The sequence below is a fragment of the Achromobacter agilis genome (assembly GCF_900496965.1).
Taxonomy (GTDB): domain Bacteria; phylum Pseudomonadota; class Gammaproteobacteria; order Burkholderiales; family Burkholderiaceae_B; genus Achromobacter; species Achromobacter agilis.
Map to the genome: position 1 here is coordinate 12,868 of NZ_UFQB01000030.1, position 17,324 is coordinate 30,191.

General features: G+C 68.8%; 14 protein-coding genes. 3 read left to right on the forward strand and 11 right to left on the reverse strand.

Annotation, left to right across the window (positions count from 1 at the left end):
• Window positions 1-30 precede the first annotated feature (30 nt).
• Window positions 31-699 (forward strand): FadR/GntR family transcriptional regulator, encoded by a 669-nt coding sequence (locus AGI3411_RS26125; RefSeq protein WP_129530228.1) that lies wholly within the window; start codon window positions 31-33, stop codon window positions 697-699.
• Between the two features lie 69 nt (window positions 700-768).
• Here AGI3411_RS26125 and AGI3411_RS26130 read toward each other — a convergent pair whose 3' ends face one another.
• The 6 genes from AGI3411_RS26130 to AGI3411_RS26155 all read right to left on the reverse strand — a co-directional run bounded on the left by AGI3411_RS26130 (window position 769) and on the right by AGI3411_RS26155 (window position 7,991).
• Entirely contained in the window at window positions 769-1,659 is an 891-nt protein-coding gene (locus AGI3411_RS26130) for a GntR family transcriptional regulator (RefSeq protein ID WP_129530229.1), read from the reverse strand.
• A gap of 5 nt (window positions 1,660-1,664) precedes the next feature.
• Complete coding sequence (gene pdxA, locus AGI3411_RS26135) at window positions 1,665-2,717, reverse strand: 4-hydroxythreonine-4-phosphate dehydrogenase PdxA (protein ID WP_129530230.1); 1,053 nt, start codon at window positions 2,715-2,717, stop codon at window positions 1,665-1,667.
• Window positions 2,714-3,931, reverse strand: a complete 1,218-nt coding sequence (dtnK, locus tag AGI3411_RS26140) for a D-threonate kinase (RefSeq protein ID WP_129530231.1) — start codon at window positions 3,929-3,931, stop codon at window positions 2,714-2,716. Before dtnK ends, pdxA begins: the two co-directional genes overlap by 4 nt.
• On the reverse strand, window positions 3,928-4,959 hold the full coding sequence (locus AGI3411_RS26145) for a 2-keto-3-deoxygluconate permease (protein ID WP_129530232.1): 1,032 nt from the start codon (window positions 4,957-4,959) through the stop codon (window positions 3,928-3,930). The genes dtnK and AGI3411_RS26145 overlap by 4 nt, the downstream gene beginning before the upstream one ends.
• Window positions 4,960-5,114: 155 nt before the next feature.
• A complete protein-coding gene (locus AGI3411_RS26150) occupies window positions 5,115-7,220 on the reverse strand; it encodes a TonB-dependent siderophore receptor (RefSeq protein ID WP_129530233.1) in 2,106 nt (701 codons plus the stop codon).
• Between the two features lie 246 nt (window positions 7,221-7,466).
• Window positions 7,467-7,991: a MarR family winged helix-turn-helix transcriptional regulator gene (locus AGI3411_RS26155; protein WP_129530234.1), complete on the reverse strand. Its 525-nt coding sequence runs from the start codon at window positions 7,989-7,991 to the stop codon at window positions 7,467-7,469.
• A 154-nt stretch (window positions 7,992-8,145) separates the two neighbouring features.
• Here AGI3411_RS26155 and AGI3411_RS26160 point away from each other — a divergent pair, with 154 nt between their 5' ends.
• Together AGI3411_RS26160 and AGI3411_RS26165 are read left to right on the forward strand one after the other, a co-directional pair.
• Window positions 8,146-9,120, forward strand: coding sequence for a Bug family tripartite tricarboxylate transporter substrate binding protein (locus AGI3411_RS26160; RefSeq protein ID WP_129530235.1), 975 nt, complete (start codon window positions 8,146-8,148; stop codon window positions 9,118-9,120).
• 8 nt (window positions 9,121-9,128) lie between these two features.
• Window positions 9,129-10,697, forward strand: coding sequence for a sulfatase-like hydrolase/transferase (locus tag AGI3411_RS26165; protein WP_129530236.1), 1,569 nt, complete (start codon window positions 9,129-9,131; stop codon window positions 10,695-10,697).
• 16 nt (window positions 10,698-10,713) lie between these two features.
• On the opposite strand, the gene AGI3411_RS26170 is transcribed toward AGI3411_RS26165, so the two are convergent.
• The 5 genes from AGI3411_RS26170 to AGI3411_RS26190 form a co-directional block, all read right to left on the reverse strand.
• Complete coding sequence (locus AGI3411_RS26170; protein WP_129530237.1) at window positions 10,714-12,417, reverse strand: AMP-binding protein; 1,704 nt, start codon at window positions 12,415-12,417, stop codon at window positions 10,714-10,716.
• A 14-nt stretch (window positions 12,418-12,431) separates the two neighbouring features.
• Window positions 12,432-13,022: a chalcone isomerase family protein gene (locus tag AGI3411_RS26175; RefSeq protein ID WP_129530238.1), complete on the reverse strand. Its 591-nt coding sequence runs from the start codon at window positions 13,020-13,022 to the stop codon at window positions 12,432-12,434.
• Window positions 12,986-13,531, reverse strand: a complete 546-nt coding sequence (locus AGI3411_RS26180) for a DUF4442 domain-containing protein (protein ID WP_129530239.1) — start codon at window positions 13,529-13,531, stop codon at window positions 12,986-12,988. The genes AGI3411_RS26175 and AGI3411_RS26180 overlap by 37 nt, the downstream gene beginning before the upstream one ends.
• 16 nt (window positions 13,532-13,547) lie before the next feature.
• Window positions 13,548-14,744, reverse strand: coding sequence for an acetyl-CoA C-acyltransferase (locus AGI3411_RS26185; RefSeq protein WP_129530240.1), 1,197 nt, complete (start codon window positions 14,742-14,744; stop codon window positions 13,548-13,550).
• A 142-nt stretch (window positions 14,745-14,886) separates the two neighbouring features.
• A complete protein-coding gene (locus AGI3411_RS26190) occupies window positions 14,887-17,277 on the reverse strand; it encodes a 3-hydroxyacyl-CoA dehydrogenase/enoyl-CoA hydratase family protein (protein WP_129530241.1) in 2,391 nt (796 codons plus the stop codon).
• Window positions 17,278-17,324: the final 47 nt, after the last annotated feature.

The following is a 17,324-nucleotide window of genomic DNA, read 5'->3' on the forward strand; positions in this document are numbered from 1 at the left end:
TTATTCGAACCAGTCTTTCAGAGGGTGTCCATGGATAAAGCTTCCGCCTTGCGGGCGGTCATCATCGAGAACCTGCAGTCCGGCGTCTGGCCGGCTGGGCACCGCCTGCCCACGGAGCGCGCGCTCAGCGAGCAATTCGGCATCAGCCGTTCCACGGTGCGCCGCACGCTGTCCGAATTGAAAACGGAGGGGATGATCTCGCAGCGCGTGGGCAGCGGCACCTATGCGAACCCGCCTTCCACGCTGGCGCAGGCCGAGGCCGCGCTGCGCGGCGAAGTGGTATCGACCAGTCCGGCCGAACTGATGGCCGCGCGCCTGGTCCTGGAGCCGGCCATTGCCGCGCTGGTGGTGCAGCACGGCACGCCCGCCGACTTCGCCGCGATGCAGAATGCCTGCGAGCAGGCCGAGTCCGCGGTCAGCTTCGAAGCTTTCGAGGTCTGGGACGCCAAGCTGCACGAACTGATGGCCACGGCCACGCACAATCTCTTCATCGAAAAGGTGTTTGCGCTGATGACGGCGGCGAGGTCGCAGGCGACGTGGGGCGCTCTCAAGCGCAAGAGCCTGACGCCGGAACGGCGCGAGGCTTATCAGGCCGAGCATCGCGAGATCGTCGACGCGCTGCGCGACCGCGACGCCGCGCGGGCCATGGAGGCGGTGCGGCGGCACCTATTGCATGTCAGGGACAACCTGCTGGGCTAGCGGCCAGCAGGTTCGTGGCGATGCCCCGCGCGAGGCCAGGCAGGGGCCGGGCCGCGGGGCGCGCATGGTTCAAGACTGGCCGCGCAGCCGGGCCAGTTCAGCGGAGAGTTCGGCCACCAGGGCCTGGGCGCGCGCCAGCGGATCGTGTCCGCCGGGGGCGGGATCCGGCTGTGCGGCAGGGGGCTGCAGGCGAGGCTGCACGCTTTCGTGGCCCATGCTGACGTCCACGTCGAACACCAGTTGCTCCGCGCGGTGCCAGGTGGTGAACCATTCCAGCGGCCTGCCGTGCTGGTCCATGCCCCGGCCCTGCAGCATCAGCAGGGGCGTGCCCGCCGGCGCGTCCAGCAGGCCGGCCAGCCGGGCGTCGGCGGCGACTGCCCGGATCTGGTTGCGTCCCGCGCCGGGGCGCAGGCCGAAACGGCGCGTCAGCACGCCGTGCAGCGATGCGTCGGCCAGGTCTTCGGCGCGCAGCCCGGGAACCGCATCCACGGGCAGCCAGGTGCGCACGTAGGCCAGGGGCGCATCGGCCACGTGGCGCAGGCGTTCCAGTAGCAGCAGCCGCGAAGTGCCGAAGAATTCGGCCACTTCGGCGGGCGGCTCGGCGCGGGCGAACGCCAGCACGCGTGTTTGCAGCGCGACGCCCGATTGGGCGAACTGTTCGTACAGGCCGGTGGAGCGCTGCACCAGCCGGCGATGTTCTTGCGGCGCCGCGACGGTGGCGGGGCGTCCGCTTTCGCGCTGGATCAGGCCTTCGGCGGCCAGGGCGCCGAGCGCCTGGCGGACCACGCTGCGCGCCACCCCGAACCGTTCGCACAGGGCGGCCTCGCTGGGTAGCGCGGCGCCGGCCGCGAGCTGGTTCGCGCGGATGTATCCGCGCAGCTGGGCCGCCACCTGGGCGTGCAGCGGCGTATCGCCGGAGCGGTCAAGAACGGGCAATGCGTCGTGCGTGGCGGGCGCCATGGAAATCAACCTCCGGTTTGTGCCCGCGCAGTTTCCCATACATGCGTCCAGCCCGGGGCCAGATGCGCGGCGCGCTCGGCGGCCAGGACCAGGCTGTCTTCGCGGGCGATGCCGCGGCCGGCGATGTCGAAGGCGGTGCCGTGGTCTACCGACACGCGCACGACCGGCAGGCCGACGGTGATGTTCACGCCGTCGTCGCCATAGACCGCCTTGAACGGCGCATGGCCCTGGTCGTGATAACAGGCGATGACGAACTGCCATTTGCCGCGCACGGCCTGCGGGAACAGGGCGTCGGCCGGGATCGGGCCGGCGGCCAGGATGCCGGCGGCATTGGCTTCGGCCACGGCGGGCGCCAGGATCTCGGCGTCTTCCGTGCCGAAGATGCCGTTTTCGCCAGCGTGCGGGTTCAGGCCCGACACCGCTACGGGCTGGTCGCCGCGGCCCAGCGCCTTGGCGAACGAGCCGGCCAGGCGCAGCACCGCGCGCGTGCGCGCCGGGGTCAGGTCCTGGATGGCCTGGCGCAGCGAGACGTGGGTGGTGGCGTGGAAGATGTAGAGGTCGCCGGCCGACAGCACGAGCGAGAAAGTCTTGACGCCGAACTCGTGCGCAAGCAGTTCGGTGTGGCCCGGCCACTTGTGGCCCGCGGCATGCATGGCGGCCTTGTTCAGCGGGGCGGTCACGATGCCGTCGACCTCGCCGGCGCGCGCCAGGGCGCATGCCGTGGTGACGAAGCGCACCGACCCGTCGCCCGCGTCCGCGCTGATATCGCCCAACGGGACATGCGCCAGCGACGGGCCGGCCTGCAGCACTTCGATCGTGCCAGGCGCGTTGCTGCAGTCGGCGGCGCGGTCCAGCTTGCGGACGATGGCGGGATCGCCGCCCAGGCCGCGCACGGCGTTGGCCATCACGTCCACGTCGCCTACCACCAGCAGGCGGGCCTTCTGGCGCAGGTCGTCATGGCCCATCAGCATCTTGGCCGTGATTTCCGGCCCGATGCCCGCCACGTCGCCCAGGGTCACGGCCAGCAGCGGCAGCTTGTTGGGTTGGGGTTGTGTCATCGTTTGAATCTCCTGTCGCGGATCGCGCGGACCGCGCGAACCAATACGTCTTCGGTGCCAAAGCCGCCGGCCTTGGTCACCACGGGCAGGCCAGCGGCCATGCCTCCGGTCAGCGTGCCCAGGGGCACGCCGCCCATGACTTCATCCACCAGCGCGATGCCCCGGGCGCCGAGCGCCAGCAGCACGCTGCGCGCGCCGTCGCCGCCGGTGGCGACGACGCCCGCCGCGCGCGAGGCTGCGATCAACTGCGCCGCCAGGGCGCCCAGGCGCTCGGCGACGGTTTCGGAATCCAGGCCTTCCAGCTGCCCTTCGGGCGCCAGCAGCAGCACCGTGCCGGCATGGGCGGGGGCCAGCGAGTGCGCTTGCACCAGGGGCTGGCTCCAGGCCTGCCAGGCGGCGTCATCGGCCAGCTGGGCCAGCGATGGCGTCCAGGTGTCGGCGCCCGAGGCTTGCAGGGCGGCGGCTTGCGCGCGCGCCGCGCTGTGCTGGGACGTGACGACCACCACGACGGGTGCGGCCTGATCGGCGCCGGCCCAGACCCGGGCGAGCGGTACGGCCAGGCCGCCTGCGCCCACGGGCAGCGCTCGTTCGCCCAGCAGGCCGATGGCGCGGGCCAGCCGTTCCAGGTCCGCGTCGGTCGCGGCGTCGACCACGACGGTGTGGCCGGCCCGCCGGATGCGCTCGGCCAGCGTTTCCGGCGTGTCGCCGTCCTGGCGGGCCACGTGGGCGCAGCCCAGCAGCGTGGGGATGTGGCTTTCCGTGACCGGCGTGACCGGGTCCGTGGCGGCCGAGGTCTCGGTGACCGCCTTGCCGTTCACATAGAGAATGCCTGCTTCAACAGTGCGGCCGGTGGCCGGGAAGGCGGGGCAGATCACCGCCACCGTGTCCGGGCCCCAGGCCTCGCGCGCCGCGTCGATCTCGGCCTTGAAGGCGCCGCGCAAGGTGGAATCCACCTTCTTGTACAGGCGCGATACGCGGGCGGCGCGCAGTCGCTGCACGTTCTGCCGCACGACCTGGGCCGCGTCGGCGGCGGACAGGGCGCGGCTGTTGGTCGTCACCGCCAGCACTTCGACGCCGGCCGTGGCCGGCCCCGACAGCGCTTCGTCGGCGCCGCCGATGGACAGATGGGTGCTCCAGCCGGCGCGGACGAACTGCACCGCCGTGTCGCCCGACCCGGTCAGGTCATCGGCGACGATGGCGATGGCGGGACTCAAAGCGCTTCTCCGCGCGCCTCGCGCAGGGCGGCGGGCGAACCTGCGGCCGTTTCAGCGTCGTCGGACTTGAGTTCACCGGCCCGCTTGAGGAAGTACGAGGCCAGCACCGGAGCCAGGATGGAGCTGATCAGCACGCATGCGGCGACCTGCGCGGTAGCGGTCGACACGTATTGCTGGAAGTTGGGATCGGCCGCGGCCACCACCGCGGGGGTGGCGATGGCGTTGCCGGCGGTGGTGCCGGCCGCGAAGCCCAGGCCGCTCTTGCCGCCGCGGCGCAGGATCAGGCGGTAGCCCAGGTAGACCAGGCCGCCCGTGATGGGGCTGATGATCAGGCCCAGGATCAGGCCGCTGATGCCGCCGCTGACGACGGCGCCCAGGTTGATGCCGGTGCCCAGCGCGAAGGCGAAGAACGGGATGACGATGTTGGGCACGGGCTTGAGCACGTCGCGCCATTTGGGGTCCAGGTTGCCGACGACCACGCCGAGCAGGAAGGGCACCAGCGCGGCCACCAGGGCGATCATGGGGATGTCGGCCAGGCCCGAAGCGCCCAGGAACAGCAGGCTGAAGAAGGGGCCGTCGTTGACCGCGCTGGCCACGTAGGCGCCGCGGTCGCGGGCGTCGCCGTATTGGCCGGTATAGGCCAGCCACAGTCCGCCGTTGCTGTTGTCGAAGGCCGCCAGCATCGCCAGGATCGACACGCCCAGCACGCCGTCCAGGCCGACATAGCTGCCCAGGATGATGATGAGGGTGGCGGGCACCAGAGTCTTCATCAGCAGGATGGTGCCCGCGGTGGCCAGGATCGGGCCGCCCGTGCGGGTGTTGACCTGGGTGCCGGTGGCGAAGATCAGCAGCGCGATCAGGGGCAGGGCGCTGTTCTTGAACAGGGCGGTGGTGAAGCCGCCGATCGCCAGCGCGTCGGGGGCGAAGGTGCCGATCAGGGAACCCAGGATCAGCGGCACAAGCATCAATCCACCGGGGATTTTCTGCATCGTGCCAAAAAAGGGCGAGCGGGAAGTTTCGGTCGACACTGTCGAGTCTCCAGGACGGTTTTTCTGGTTGCAGACGTTCGTGTGCGCGTCTGTCAGACGGTTGAAAAGACCGTAGTGTACACCTGTACGTACAGCATGTACGTACAGGTTTTCCCGCCCAGGAGCGGGCGATCCGTCCCTAGGGCAAACCGGCCCTAAAAGCGGTAGGCGCCGCTCAGCATAACCGTGCGGCGGGCGCCGTAGAAGCAGTCGCCGCGGTCCAGGCAGACCACCTCGTAAGTGCGGTCCGCGATGTTGTTCACGTTGAGGGCGTAGCGCCACGGGCCGTTGTCGTAGCTGACCATGGCGTCGAACAGCGTGACGGCGGGCGTTTCGGGCGCGCCGCCGTCGCGGAAGGCCGACAGGTAGCGCACGCCGGCGCCCACCGCGAAACCGGGTTGGCCGGCCAGCGCGAAGCGATACTTGCCCCACATGGACGCGATGTGCTTGGGCTGCGCCTCCAGCTGCGGGTCCAGGTCGGTATAGATGTAGTTGGCGATCACGTCCAGTTCCTTGGTGACGCGGCCGCGCAATTCCAGCTCCACGCCGCGCGTGCGGGTCTTGCCGGCCTGCAGCTGGTTGTTGGGGTTGTTCGGATCGTTGGTCTGGCGGTTCTTTTCGCGCAGGTCGTAGGCCGCCGCGGTGAACTCGATGTCGGCATCCTTCGGCATGTATTTGATGCCGGCTTCCACTTGCTTGCCGCGCATCGGCTTCCAGCGCTGGTTGTAGAAGTCGGCGCCCGCGATCGGCGTGAACGATTCGCTGTAGCTGAGATAAGGCGACCAGCCGTTGTCCGCGGCGTACATCAGGCCGAAGCGCTTGGTAGTGGCCAGGTCGGTCTCCTTGTCCTGGCCCTCGGTGGTGCTGTCCGCCCGGTCCCGGCGGATGCCCGCCAGGAAGATCCAGTTGTCGAACTTGATCTGGTCCTGCGCGTAGAAGCCCAGCTGTTGCTGGTTCTGCTTGGGCGAATCCGTCAGTTCGTACAGGGGCGTGTTGCCGTATTCGGGATGGAACAGGTTCAGCGGCGAACCGGCGCCGCTGGCCGTCTGGCTGGTTTCGCGGTAGCGCGAGTAGTCCATGCCGAAGATCACCGTGTGCTCGGTGCGGCCCCAGTTCAGCTTGCCTTCGAGGTTCTGGTCGGCCAGCAGCGTGCGCATGCGGGGCTTGTTGACATAGAAGATGCGGTCGACGGTGGTCTGTTCCGGATCGATGTACGAGTCGCCGCGGCGGGCGCCGTACACATTGGGATAGAGGGTCTTGTAGTCGACGCTGCTGACCGTGTTGCGGAAGTTCTGGCGGACTTTCCAGGTGTCGTTGAATTGGTGTTCGAACAGCCAGCCCACGCTGAACTGTTCGGTGTCGTAGGCATCGAAGCCCGGTTCGCTGGCGAAGCGCCGCGTCGGGATGCGGCCATTGGGGTTCTCTTGCACCGAACCGCTCCAGGGCAGGAACGATTGCGTCGTGCCCGCGCGGTCTTTCTGCCAGGTGGCCTGGAACGTCAGCGAGGTGGCGGCGCTGGGGCGCCAGGTCAGGGACGGCGCCAGCAGCAGGCGGTCGTCCGGCGCGTACTGTACCTGGGTGTCGCTGTCGCGTCCCAAGGCGATGACGCGATACAGCCATTGGCCGTCTTCGCTGGCCGGGCCGGTCAGGTCGGCCCGGATCTCGCGGCGGTTGTGGTTGCCCAGCACGACGCCGATTTCGCGCTGCGCTTCTTCCAGCGGGCGCTTGCTGACCAGGTTGACGATGCCGCCGGTGCTGCCCTGTCCGTACAGCATGGAGGAGGGGCCGCGCAGCACCTCGACGCGCTCCATCGCATACACCTCGGTGCGCGGATTGTTGAAGCTGAAGTACTGGCGCAGCCCGTCCAGGTACTGGACCGGTTCGACGCCGCGGATGCGCACATAGTCGGCGCGGTTGTCCACGCCATACGCGTTCGGACGCACCCCGGCGGCATAGTTCATGGTGTCCTGGATGTCCTGCGCGCCCTGGTCCACGATCTGGTCGCGCGGAATCACGGTGATGGCCTGGGGCGTTTCCGACAGCGGCGTGTCGGTCTTGGTGCCGGCGGCGCTGCGCGTGGCCACGTACCCGTCGACCGGGCCGAAGGCGGTTTCGTCCGTGCCGGTGACCTGCACGGCGGGCAGAATCGTGGCGGGCTGGGCGTGCGCCGAGTTGCCGATGCAGGCGGCCAGTGCGGCGGCGATGGGCAATAGCACCTGGCGCCGCGCGTGCCGCGCGACGGGATAAGAATGGCGATTCAAGAGTTCTCCCCTGCGGCCGCGGGTGGCCGTCAGCGATTGAATATAAGAATAACAACGATAATTATTATTAATTAAATGACTGGGAGCTGCCAGGAAACAGGCCGGCCCCATATGTAAAAAAGCCCTGCGGCCTGGTGCGGCCGGCAGGGCTATGCGGGAAAAAAGCCGTGCTATCAGCGGTTTGCGGATCGTTCACATCGCAGCGATATTCGCCGTCGATTGTTGGCGCTGCGCGACACCCGAGCCTCAGGCGTACCGCGCCCGGCGCGTGCCGCCTTCGCGGCGGCTGGCTTTTTCCTCGACGATGTTGTCTTCCGCCATGCGGCGTCCGCGTTGTTCGATGCGGCTGAGGAAATCGCGCAGCAGGGCCACTTCGGCGCTGCTCAGATCCTGCACGAGCAGGTCGTTCAGCCGCGAGACCTCGGGCAGCAGGCCCTGGTAGCGGGCCAGGCCCTCGGCCGTCGCTTGCACGCGCACCACGCGGCGGTCGGCACTGTCGTGCAGGCGGCGCAGCCAGCCTTTTTCGCACAAGGCGCCCAGCGTGCGCGACGTGCGCGGCAGGTCCAGCTTGGCGGCGGCGGCCAGTTCGGCGGAACTCATGATGCCGCCTTCGACGGCGCAGGCCAGGATGCGCCATTCGCGGCGCGTGATGCCGAACCGCCCTTCGCACAAACGCAGGAAGACCGGGTTGGATTGCGACCAGGCCTGGTACAGCCGGTACATCGGCATGTCCGCCAGGCGGCGTTGGCCGGACGGGGGAATGGTCGACATGGCTTCTCCTCCTTGACGCACCGCATATCGTTATGGGTAGTCCTGGATTAGATCAACAAATGTCCCCATTGCTAAATTCAATTTTCCCATTAGGGAACCGGCCGGGCAGTGACAACCATAATCGACAGTGGGCCGCTGTCTCCAGGAGAAGACGATGCGTAAGTGGATGGCAGGGGCCGCGGTCGCGGCAACGCTGGCGGGGGCTGTCCCGCTGGCCTGTGCGCAACAGGCCCCGCTGGACGGGGCGCTGACCATTGTGGTGGGGTATCCCCCGGGCGGCAGTTCCGACCGCATCGCGAGGCTGGTCGCCGATCGGCTGAAGGAGCGGGTCGGCGTGCCCGTGGTGGTCGAGAACAAGACGGGGGCGGGCGGCCGCATCGCGGCCCAGGGCCTGCATGCGGCGCCGGCCGGCCAGAACGTGCTGATGCTGGCAAACCCCGCCGTGATGGTGGTGGCGCCCCTGGTCTATGCCCAGCCCGGCTATGACGCCCAGCGCGACTTCAAACCGGTGTCGCTGGTCAGCCGCTACAAGTTCGCGCTGGCCGTTTCCGCCGGTTCGCCGATCCAGGACCTGGGCGGCCTGCGCCAGTGGCTGCGGGCGCATCCGGGGCAATTCACCGTGGGCGTGCCGGCCACGGGCAGCCTGCCGCACTTTTTCGCGCTGATGCTGGGCCGCGAGATCGGCCAGGATCCGGAAGTGGTCGGCTATCGGGGTTCGGCGCCGCTGATCTCCGAACTGATCGGCGGCATTCTCCCGCAAGGCATCGACACGCTGGACACCCTGCTGCCGCAGCACCGCGCCGGCAAGATCCGGATCCTGGCCGTGTCGGGCGACGCGCGCGACGCCGAACTGAAGGACGTGCCGACGTTCCGGGAAGAGGGGGTGAACCTCGCGGCGGACGGCTGGAACGCGTTCTTCGCGCCGGCGGCGATGCCGGACGCCAAGATCGGGCGCCTGGGCGCGGACATCGCGGCCATTTTGCGCGAACCCGCCATGCAGGAAGCCGTGCGCGCGGCCTATCTGGAGCCAGTGGCCCTGGACGCGGGCGGCACTGCCGACGCGCTGGCCGCCTACCGCAAGCAATGGGAGCCGGTGGTGCGCGCCTCCGGCTTCAAGGCGGAACAATAGGAGCGGAGATGAGCGCGGTACAGAACGTATTGTTCATCATGGCGGATCAGCTGCGCGCCGATCACTTGAGCTGCTACGGCCACCCCTATCTGCAGACCCCCAGCCTGGACGCGCTGGCCGCGCGCGGCGCGCGCTTCGAGCGGGCCTTCGTGAATTCGGGCGTTTGCGGCCCATCGCGGATGAGCTATTACACGGGGCGCTATCCTTCCCGCCACGGCGCGACCTGGAACCGGGTGCCCTTGTCCGTGAACGAAATCACGCTGGGCGAGTACCTGGCGGGGCAGGGGCGCGAACTGGCGCTGGCCGGCAAGACGCACATCATCCCGGACAAGGCCGGCATGGAGCGGCTGGCCATCGACGGCGCTTCCGAGCTGGGCGTGCTGCTCGCCCGCGGCGGCTTCACCGAGCTGGACCGCTACGACGGCCACCACACCCCCGGCGAGGAAAGCGGCTATCCCGCTTTCCTGCGCCGGCATGGCTACGACAGCGCCGACCCCTGGACCGACTATGTCATCGCGGGAGTGGACGCGGACGGCCGTGTCGTCAGCGGATGGAACATGCGCAACGTGCACCTGCCGTCGCGCGTGGCCGAACCGCATTCCGAAACCGCCTATATGACGGACCAGGCGCTGGACTTCATGAAGCGGCGCGGCGGCCAGCCCTGGGTGCTGCACCTGAGCTACGTAAAGCCGCATTGGCCTTACATGGCGCCGGCCCCATACCACCAGCGCTACACGGCCGACCAATGCCTGCCGCTGCGCCGCAACCATGAAGAGCTGGCGGACGCGCATCCGGTCGTGGCGGCCTACCGGCAGCAGGAAGAAAGCGTCAGCTTTTCCTCGGACGAGTGCGTGCGCGTGGTGCGGCCCGCCTATCAAGGGCTGATCCGGCAGCTGGACGATCACCTGGGCCGGCTGTTCGATTACATGGAAAGCGCGGGTCTGATGAAGAACACGCTCATCGTGTTCACCGCCGACCACGGCGACTTCCTGGGCGACCACTGGCTGGGCGAAAAGGAGCTGTTCTACGACACCGTGCAGCGCGTGCCGTTCATCGTGATGGATCCCTCGGTCGAGGCCGACGCCACGCGCGGCAAGGCGCTGGCCGATATGGTCGAAAGCGTGGATCTGGTGCCCACCGTGTTGCGCGCGCTGGGGACGCCGGGCCCTTGCCATCTGCTGGAAGGCCGGGAATTGCAGACGCTGCTGCACGGCAGGGACGGCGCCACTCCGTGGCGGGACTGCGTGTTTTCGGAACTCGATTACAGCTTCCGCCAGGCGCGCATCCTGCGCGGCAAGACGCCGCAGAACGCGCGCGCCTGGTCGGTGCGGACGGACCGCTGGCGGTACGTGTACTGGCTGGACGAGCCCGAGCAGCTGTTCGATCTGCACGCCGACCCCGACGAGTACCAGGACCTCGGGCGCAGCAGCGCGCATGCAAGCACGCGGCTGGCGCTGCGCGAGCGGTTGCTGGACTGGATGCTGCGCGGCAAGCGCCGCACGACGATCAGCGACGAAGCCGTGGAAAAGGCGACGAACGCGCACAAGCGGGCGGGCGTTTTCTTCGGCCAGTGGTAAGGCGGCGCGGGCGTCCTCAGGCCTTGGTCGACGACCGCGCCGCAACGGGCTGGGCCGGCTGCGCGGTAGGCTTGAGCTCGCGCCGCAGGATCTTGCCCACATTGGTGCGCGGCAGGTCGTCGCGGAATTCCACGTAGCGCGGCACCTTGTAGCCGGTCAGCTGCTTGCGGCAATGCGCGATCAGCGTAGCGGCGTCCAGGGCGGGATCCTTGCGGATGACGTACAGCTTGACGGCCTCGCCCGAGCGTTCGTCGGGCACGCCCACCGCGGCCACTTCCTTCACGCCGGGGTGCAGGGCGGCCGCGTCCTCGACCTCGTTGGGATAGACGTTGAAGCCCGAGACCAGGATCATGTCTTTCTTGCGGTCGACCAGGAACACGTAGCCGTTCTCGTCGACATAGCCGACGTCGCCCGTGCGCAGGAAACCGTCCGGGTACAGGACCAGCGCGGTTTCGTCGGGGCGCTTCCAGTAGCCCTGCGTGACCTGCGGGCCGCGCACGCAGATCTCGCCGGTTTCTCCAATGCCCAGTTCCCGGCCGTCGTCGTCGCGGATCGAAATGTCGGTGGACGGCACGGGCAGGCCGATCGACCCGGTGAAGACCTTCACGTCCAGCGGGTTGATCGTGACCGCGGGCGAGGTCTCGGTAAGCCCGTAGGCCTGCGCCAGCGAGCGGCCGGTCACGGCCTGCCAGCGGTCGGCCACCGAGCGCTGCACCGCCATGCCGCCGCCCATTGTGAGGCGCAGCCGGGAAAAATCCAGGCGCGCGAAGTCCGGATGGTTGAGCAGGGCGTTAAAGAGCGTGTTGACGCCGGTGAAGGCCGAAAACGGCACCTTGCGCATTTCGTTGATCAGCCCGGGGATGTCGCGCGGATTGATGATGAGCAGGTTGCTGGCGCCCATTTTCATGAAGGTCAGGCAGTTCGCCGTGAGCGCGAAGATGTGATAGAGCGGTAGCGCCGTCACGATGCACTCTTCGCCTTCCGTCACCAGGGGGCTTACCCAGGCATAGGCCTGACTGAGATTGGCCACCAGGTTGCCGTGGGTCAGCATGGCCGCCTTGGCCACGCCGGTGGTGCCGCCCGTGTATTGCAGGCAGGCCAGGTCGCGCTGGCCCAGTTCGACCTCGACGAAGGGCGCGCCGCGCCCCGCGCGCAGCGCATCGGCCAGTTTCGTGGCGCCGGGCAGAGACCACGCGGGCACCATGCGCTTGACGCGGCGGACGACGAAATCCACCAGGCGGCCCTTGAGCGGCCCCAGCAGTTCCCCGATCGAGGTCACCAGCACGCGTTCAACGGCGGTGCCGGCCAGGGCCTTCTGCACGGTGGCGGCGAAGTTGTCGGCGACCACGATGGCGCGGGCGCCCGAGTCGGCCAACTGGTGCTGGAGTTCGTGCGCGGTATAGAGCGGGTTGCAGTTGACGACCACGCAACCGGCCCGCAGGGCGCCGAACAGGCACACCGGGTATTGCAGCAGGTTGGGCATCATGAGGGCGACGCGGTCGCCGCGGCCCAGGCCGTTGGCGTGCAGCCAGGCCGCGAAGTCGCGGGTGAGCCGGTCGAGTTCCGCATAGCGGAGCGACTTGCCCATACTGATGTAAGCGGTCTTGTCCGCGTAGCGCGCGCAACTGTCCCGGACCACCGAGACCAGCGTCGTCGTGCCATCCATCTCGATTTCCGGCGGCACGCCGGGAGGGTAGCTCTTCTGCCAGATTCGTTCCATCGTCGCTACGTCGCTCAGTTGCCCAACAGGGCTTTCTTCAGGGAGGCCTGCGCGGGCTTGTCGCCCAGCCAGACACGCAATAGGGCACGGGCGAAAGCGGGGCTGTCGATGCGGCCTCGCGGCTGCCTGTTGGCCGTGATTCCGACGCCGCGGGCATCGAAGTCCAGGTCGATCACGTCGCCCTCGCGGACGGCGCCGATTTCCGCCATCAGGGCGGACAGGCGTTCCGCCGGCGCCTTCAGCGCGGCAAGCTCCTGCGCGGGCGTATTGTCGCGCAAGCCGTCCTGCAGGGCGTCGTCCAGGCTCTTGCTGTCCACGTCGCGCAACAGCCGCAACTGGATGCGGCGGGGCTGGTCGCTGCCGATCAGCGCGGCCGCGTCGGCGGATTTTTCGGTGGCGTACAGCGCCGCGACGTAGACCTTGACGATGATCTTCGTGCGCACGCCGGCGCCGTTGAGTACCAGGGCCCGGCCGCCCGACGACAGAGTGGCCGGCACCTTCACGCCGGCGATCTCCACGTCGGCGGCTTGCGCGAAACCGCCGGCCAGGCAGGCCGCCAGCACGAGACTCAGGACGGCGGATCGTCCTCCGGGGATGCTAGGCATTTGTCTCCTCCTGTGTTCTTCTGCTTGTAGAACGTCTTGTCGGCGATGTAGATCGTGCGCTCTACGACGGCGTAAACGACGCCTTCCTTGTCCTTGAGCTCCACCGTGTAGTTCCGGGTGGTTTCGTGGTCCCGCGCCAGGATCCGGCGGATTTCCGGAATTTCACCGGGAGGCAGCCGGAAGTCCGCATACAGGGTCGCGTAGGCGGGCTTGCGGTAGCGGATAGAGGCCGCCTTGTCCCAGACCACGTGGTCCGCGCCCAGCGCGGACATCAGCATCGTGGGGTGCGCCCCGTCGGTCACCGCGAACAGCGAGCCGCCATACATGGACCCGACGATGTTGCGGGTACGGCGCAGCAGCGGCAACTTGATGCGGATGTGCTGGAAATCCGGCGACACGAGCACTACGCGGCCGCCGGTGGCGCGAAACGCCGGATGCAGGTTGAATCCCACCCGCATCAGGCGCGCGCGCCACTGCGGCGACAGGCTTTTGAACCAATAGGGTTTCATGCTGCCGCCGTGCCGCCTACATTGCCTCGAACAGGCCCGCGGCACCCATGCCGGTGCCGATGCACATGGTCACCAGGCCGTACTTTCCGCCAGTCCGGCGCAGGCCATGGGTAATTGTGGCCGTGCGGATCGCACCGGTTGCGCCCAGAGGATGGCCCAGTGCGATGGCGCCGCCCAGCGGGTTCACCTTGGCCGGATCCAGTTTCAATTCGCGTATGACCGCCAGGGACTGGGCCGCGAAGGCTTCGTTCAGTTCGATCCAATCCAGGTCCTGCTGCGCGATGCCGGCGCGCGCCAGCACCTTGGGGATCGCGGCGATCGGGCCGATGCCCATGACCTCGGGCGGCACGCCGGCCACCGCGAAGCCGGCGAAGCGCGCCAGCGGGCTCAGGTTGAATTCGCGCAGGATGCGATCGGACACCAGGACCACGGCGGCGGCGCCGTCCGACATCTGCGAGCTGTTGCCGGCGGTGACGCTGCCGCGCGCGGCGAACACGGGTTTCAGCCGGGCCAGCGCCTCGGCGCTGCTATCCGGACGGGGGCCTTCGTCTACCTCGACCAGCCGGCGCACGACGCGCACCGCGCCGCTGGCGTCGGGCAGGTGCGACACCACTTCGTAGGGCGTGGTCTCGGCGCGGAAATGCCCGGCCGCGATGGCCGCGCAGGCCTTCTGGTGCGAAGCCAGCGCGAAGGCGTCCTGGTCCTCGCGCGAGACCTTCCAGCGCTCGGCGACCTTCTCGCCCGTCAAGCCCATGCCGAACGCCATGCCGAGGTTCTCGTCGTGGGCGAAGATGGCCGGGTTCATCGAGACTTTGTTGCCCATGATCTGCGGCATGGCGCTCATGGATTCGGTGCCGGCGCCGATCATGATGTCGGCCTCGCCCATGCGGATGCGCGCGGCGGCGTCCGCGACGGCCTGCAGCCCGGACGCGCAGAAGCGGTTCACGGTGACGCCGGCCACGCTTTGCGGCAGGCCGGCAAGCAACAGACCGATGCGGGCCACGTTCATGCCTTGCTCGGCCTCGGGCATGGCGCAGCCCGCGATCACGTCTTCGATGCGGGCGTGATCCAGCCCGGGAACCTGCGCCAGCGCGCCGTTCAGCGCCGCGGCCAGCATGTCGTCGGGGCGGGTGGTGGCGTAGGCGCCGTTGCGCTTGCCCACCGGCAGACGCGTTGCGGCGACGATGTAGGCGTCTTGAATTTGCTTGCTCATAGTGGTTCCTTGTGTGTCCATGGCACATGGCCTCCCGCATTCCGCTGCCTTACCTCATCGGGGCCGCGCGGATCCGGCTTTGCCGGTCCGCAGCCGGCGCCCCCTTGCAGGGGGAAGCGCCGAAGGCGCTGCGGGGGTGGGCCTAGTTCCTCAGGGGCTTGCCGGTGTCCAGCGTGTGGCGGATGCGTGCCTGGGTTTCGGGCGTGCGCAGCAGCGCCACGAACTCCTTGCGTTCCACCGCCAGCAGCCATTCCTCGTCCACCTTCGTGCCGGTGTCGACCTCGCCGCCGCACAGGGCGACAGCCGCGCTGCGCGCCACGCGGTAGTCGTGGGCGCTGATCATGCCGCCCTCGCGCATGTTGACCAGGACCATTTCGAAGTTGGCGATGCCGTTGCGCCCCGCCACCGGAACGTCGCGCAGGCGCGGCGGCGGCGCGTACCCGGCGTCCGCCGCCGCGCGCGCCTGGCCGATGGCGACGAACAGCAGCTCGTCGGGATGGAACACCACGACGTCGTGGTCGCGGGCGAAGCCGGCCGCGATGGCTTCCAGGGCGCTCTTGGCGACCTGCGCGGTGGCGATGTTCTGGAAGACCGGCTGCAGGTACGGGAAGACCTCGCCCGGCGTGGCCGTGCGGGCGGCCAGCGCGGCGGCGCGGCCGGCGAATTCCTTGCTGCCGCCGCCCGCCGGGATCAGCCCGACCCCGGCCTCGACCAGGCCTACATAGCTTTCCAGCGCCAGCACCCGGTGCGAGGCGTGCATGAGGAATTCGCAGCCGCCGCCCAGGGCCATGCCCTGCACGGCCGCGACGGTGGGGATCTGCGCATACTTGAACGATTGCGAGGTGCGCTGGAACTTCTCGACCGTGGCCTCCAGCATGTCCCAGTGGCCGGCCGCGCAGGCTTCGGCGACCTGCTGCAGATTGGCGCCGACGGCGAAAGGCGCGTCATGCCAGATCACCAGCCCGTCGAATTCGCGCTCGGCCTGCGCCACCGCCTGCAGAATGCCCTCCAGCACCTCCGCGCCCAGCGTGTGGTTCTTGGAGGTGACCGAGAGAATCGCGATGCCCGCGTCCACCGCGGGCAGGTTCCACAGGCGTACGCCTTCGTTTTCCCAGACGGTGGTGCCCCGGTCGTCCGGGCCTTCGCCGAAGACGCGCTCGGGGAACAGCTGGCGCCGGTACACGGGCAGCGTCGAACGGGGGCGCAACTGGCCCGAACGCGCGGAATAAGAGCCCTCGGGCGTGTGCACGCCCTGGCGGCCGGGTTCCAGTACCCAGGCCGGCAGCGGCGCGTCGCTCATGCTCTTGCCGGCCGCGATATCCTCGGCCACGGCGGCGGCGATCTCTTGCCAGCCGGCGGCCTGCCAGGTTTCGAACGGCCCTTGCGACCAGCCGAAGCCCCAGCGCATGGCCAGGTCCAGGTCGCGGGCGTTGTCGGCCACGTGTTCGAGCTGCACCGCGCTGTAGTGGAAGATGTCGCGGAACAGGCTCCACAGGAATTGCGCCTGCGGATGGTTGCTTGCGCGCAGCGCGGCGAAGCGGCGGGCGGGGTCGCGCTCCTTGAGCACGGCCGCGACTTCGTCGGCCAGCTTGCCCGCGCTGGGCACGTAGTCCTGCGCCTTCAGGTCCAGCACCTGGATTTCCTTGCCCTGCTTGCGGTAGACGCCCGCGCCGCTCTTCTGGCCCAGCGCGCCCTTGCCGATCAGGGCCGACAGCCAGTCGGGCAGGGTGAAGTAACGGTGCCAGGGGTCGTCGGGCAGGTTCTTTTCCATGGTGCCCACGACGTGGGCGAGCGTGTCCAGGCCGACCACGTCGGCGGTGCGGTAGGTGGCGCTCTTGGGGCGGCCGATCTTCGGGCCGGTGAGGGCGTCGACCTCGTCGAAGCCCAGCCCAAGGCGGGCCGTGTGGTGCATGGCGGCCAGGATCGAGAACACGCCGATGCGGTTGGCCACGAAGTTGGGAGTGTCCAGCGCGCGGATCACGCCCTTGCCCAGCTTGGAGGTCAGCCAGGTTTCCAGCTGGTCCAGCACGGAGGCCTGCGTGTACGAGGTGGCGATGATCTCCACCAGCCGCATGTAGCGCGGCGGGTTGAAAAAGTGGATGCCGCAGAAGCGGCCGCGCAGGCTTTCGGGGAGCGCGTGGGCGAGGGCGTCGATCGACAGGCCGGAAGTATTGGACGCGATGATGGCGCCCGGCGCGACGTGCGGCGCGATGCGTTCGTACAGCGCCGTCTTCCAGTCCATGCGCTCGGCGATGGCTTCGATGACCAGATCGCAGCCGCGCAGGCGGTCCAGGTGGTCGTCGTAGTTCGCCGGCGTGATCAGCGCCAGCCGTGCGGCGCCCGCCAGCGGGGCGGGTTCCAGTTTCCTCAGGCCGGCCAGCGCCTTCTTGACGATGCCGTTGCGGTCGCCTTCGGGCGGAGCCAGGTCGAACAGCGTGACGGGCACGCCAGCGTTGGCCAGGTGGGCGGCGATCTGCGCGCCCATGACGCCGGCGCCCAGGACGGCGACATGTTTGACGACGAACTTGCTCAAGGAAGTCTCCTGAAAGAAAGGAGGGCGGGCGGACCCGCCGTCCGAGG

What these genes read in the sequence shown, in the direction of transcription:
- AGI3411_RS26125 (WP_129530228.1), top strand. Translation starts at nt 31, where the DNA reads ATGGATAAAGCTTCCGCCTTGCGGGCGGTCATCATCGAGAACCTGCAG.
- AGI3411_RS26130 (WP_129530229.1), bottom strand. Translation starts at nt 1,659, where the DNA reads ATGGCGCCCGCCACGCACGACGCATTGCCCGTTCTTGACCGCTCCGGC.
- pdxA (WP_129530230.1), bottom strand. Translation starts at nt 2,717, where the DNA reads ATGACACAACCCCAACCCAACAAGCTGCCGCTGCTGGCCGTGACCCTG.
- AGI3411_RS26155 (WP_129530234.1), bottom strand. Translation starts at nt 7,991, where the DNA reads ATGTCGACCATTCCCCCGTCCGGCCAACGCCGCCTGGCGGACATGCCG.
- AGI3411_RS26160 (WP_129530235.1), top strand. Translation starts at nt 8,146, where the DNA reads ATGCGTAAGTGGATGGCAGGGGCCGCGGTCGCGGCAACGCTGGCGGGG.
- AGI3411_RS26165 (WP_129530236.1), top strand. Translation starts at nt 9,129, where the DNA reads ATGAGCGCGGTACAGAACGTATTGTTCATCATGGCGGATCAGCTGCGC.
- AGI3411_RS26170 (WP_129530237.1), bottom strand. Translation starts at nt 12,417, where the DNA reads ATGGAACGAATCTGGCAGAAGAGCTACCCTCCCGGCGTGCCGCCGGAA.
- AGI3411_RS26175 (WP_129530238.1), bottom strand. Translation starts at nt 13,022, where the DNA reads ATGCCTAGCATCCCCGGAGGACGATCCGCCGTCCTGAGTCTCGTGCTG.
- AGI3411_RS26180 (WP_129530239.1), bottom strand. Translation starts at nt 13,531, where the DNA reads ATGAAACCCTATTGGTTCAAAAGCCTGTCGCCGCAGTGGCGCGCGCGC.
- AGI3411_RS26185 (WP_129530240.1), bottom strand. Translation starts at nt 14,744, where the DNA reads ATGAGCAAGCAAATTCAAGACGCCTACATCGTCGCCGCAACGCGTCTG.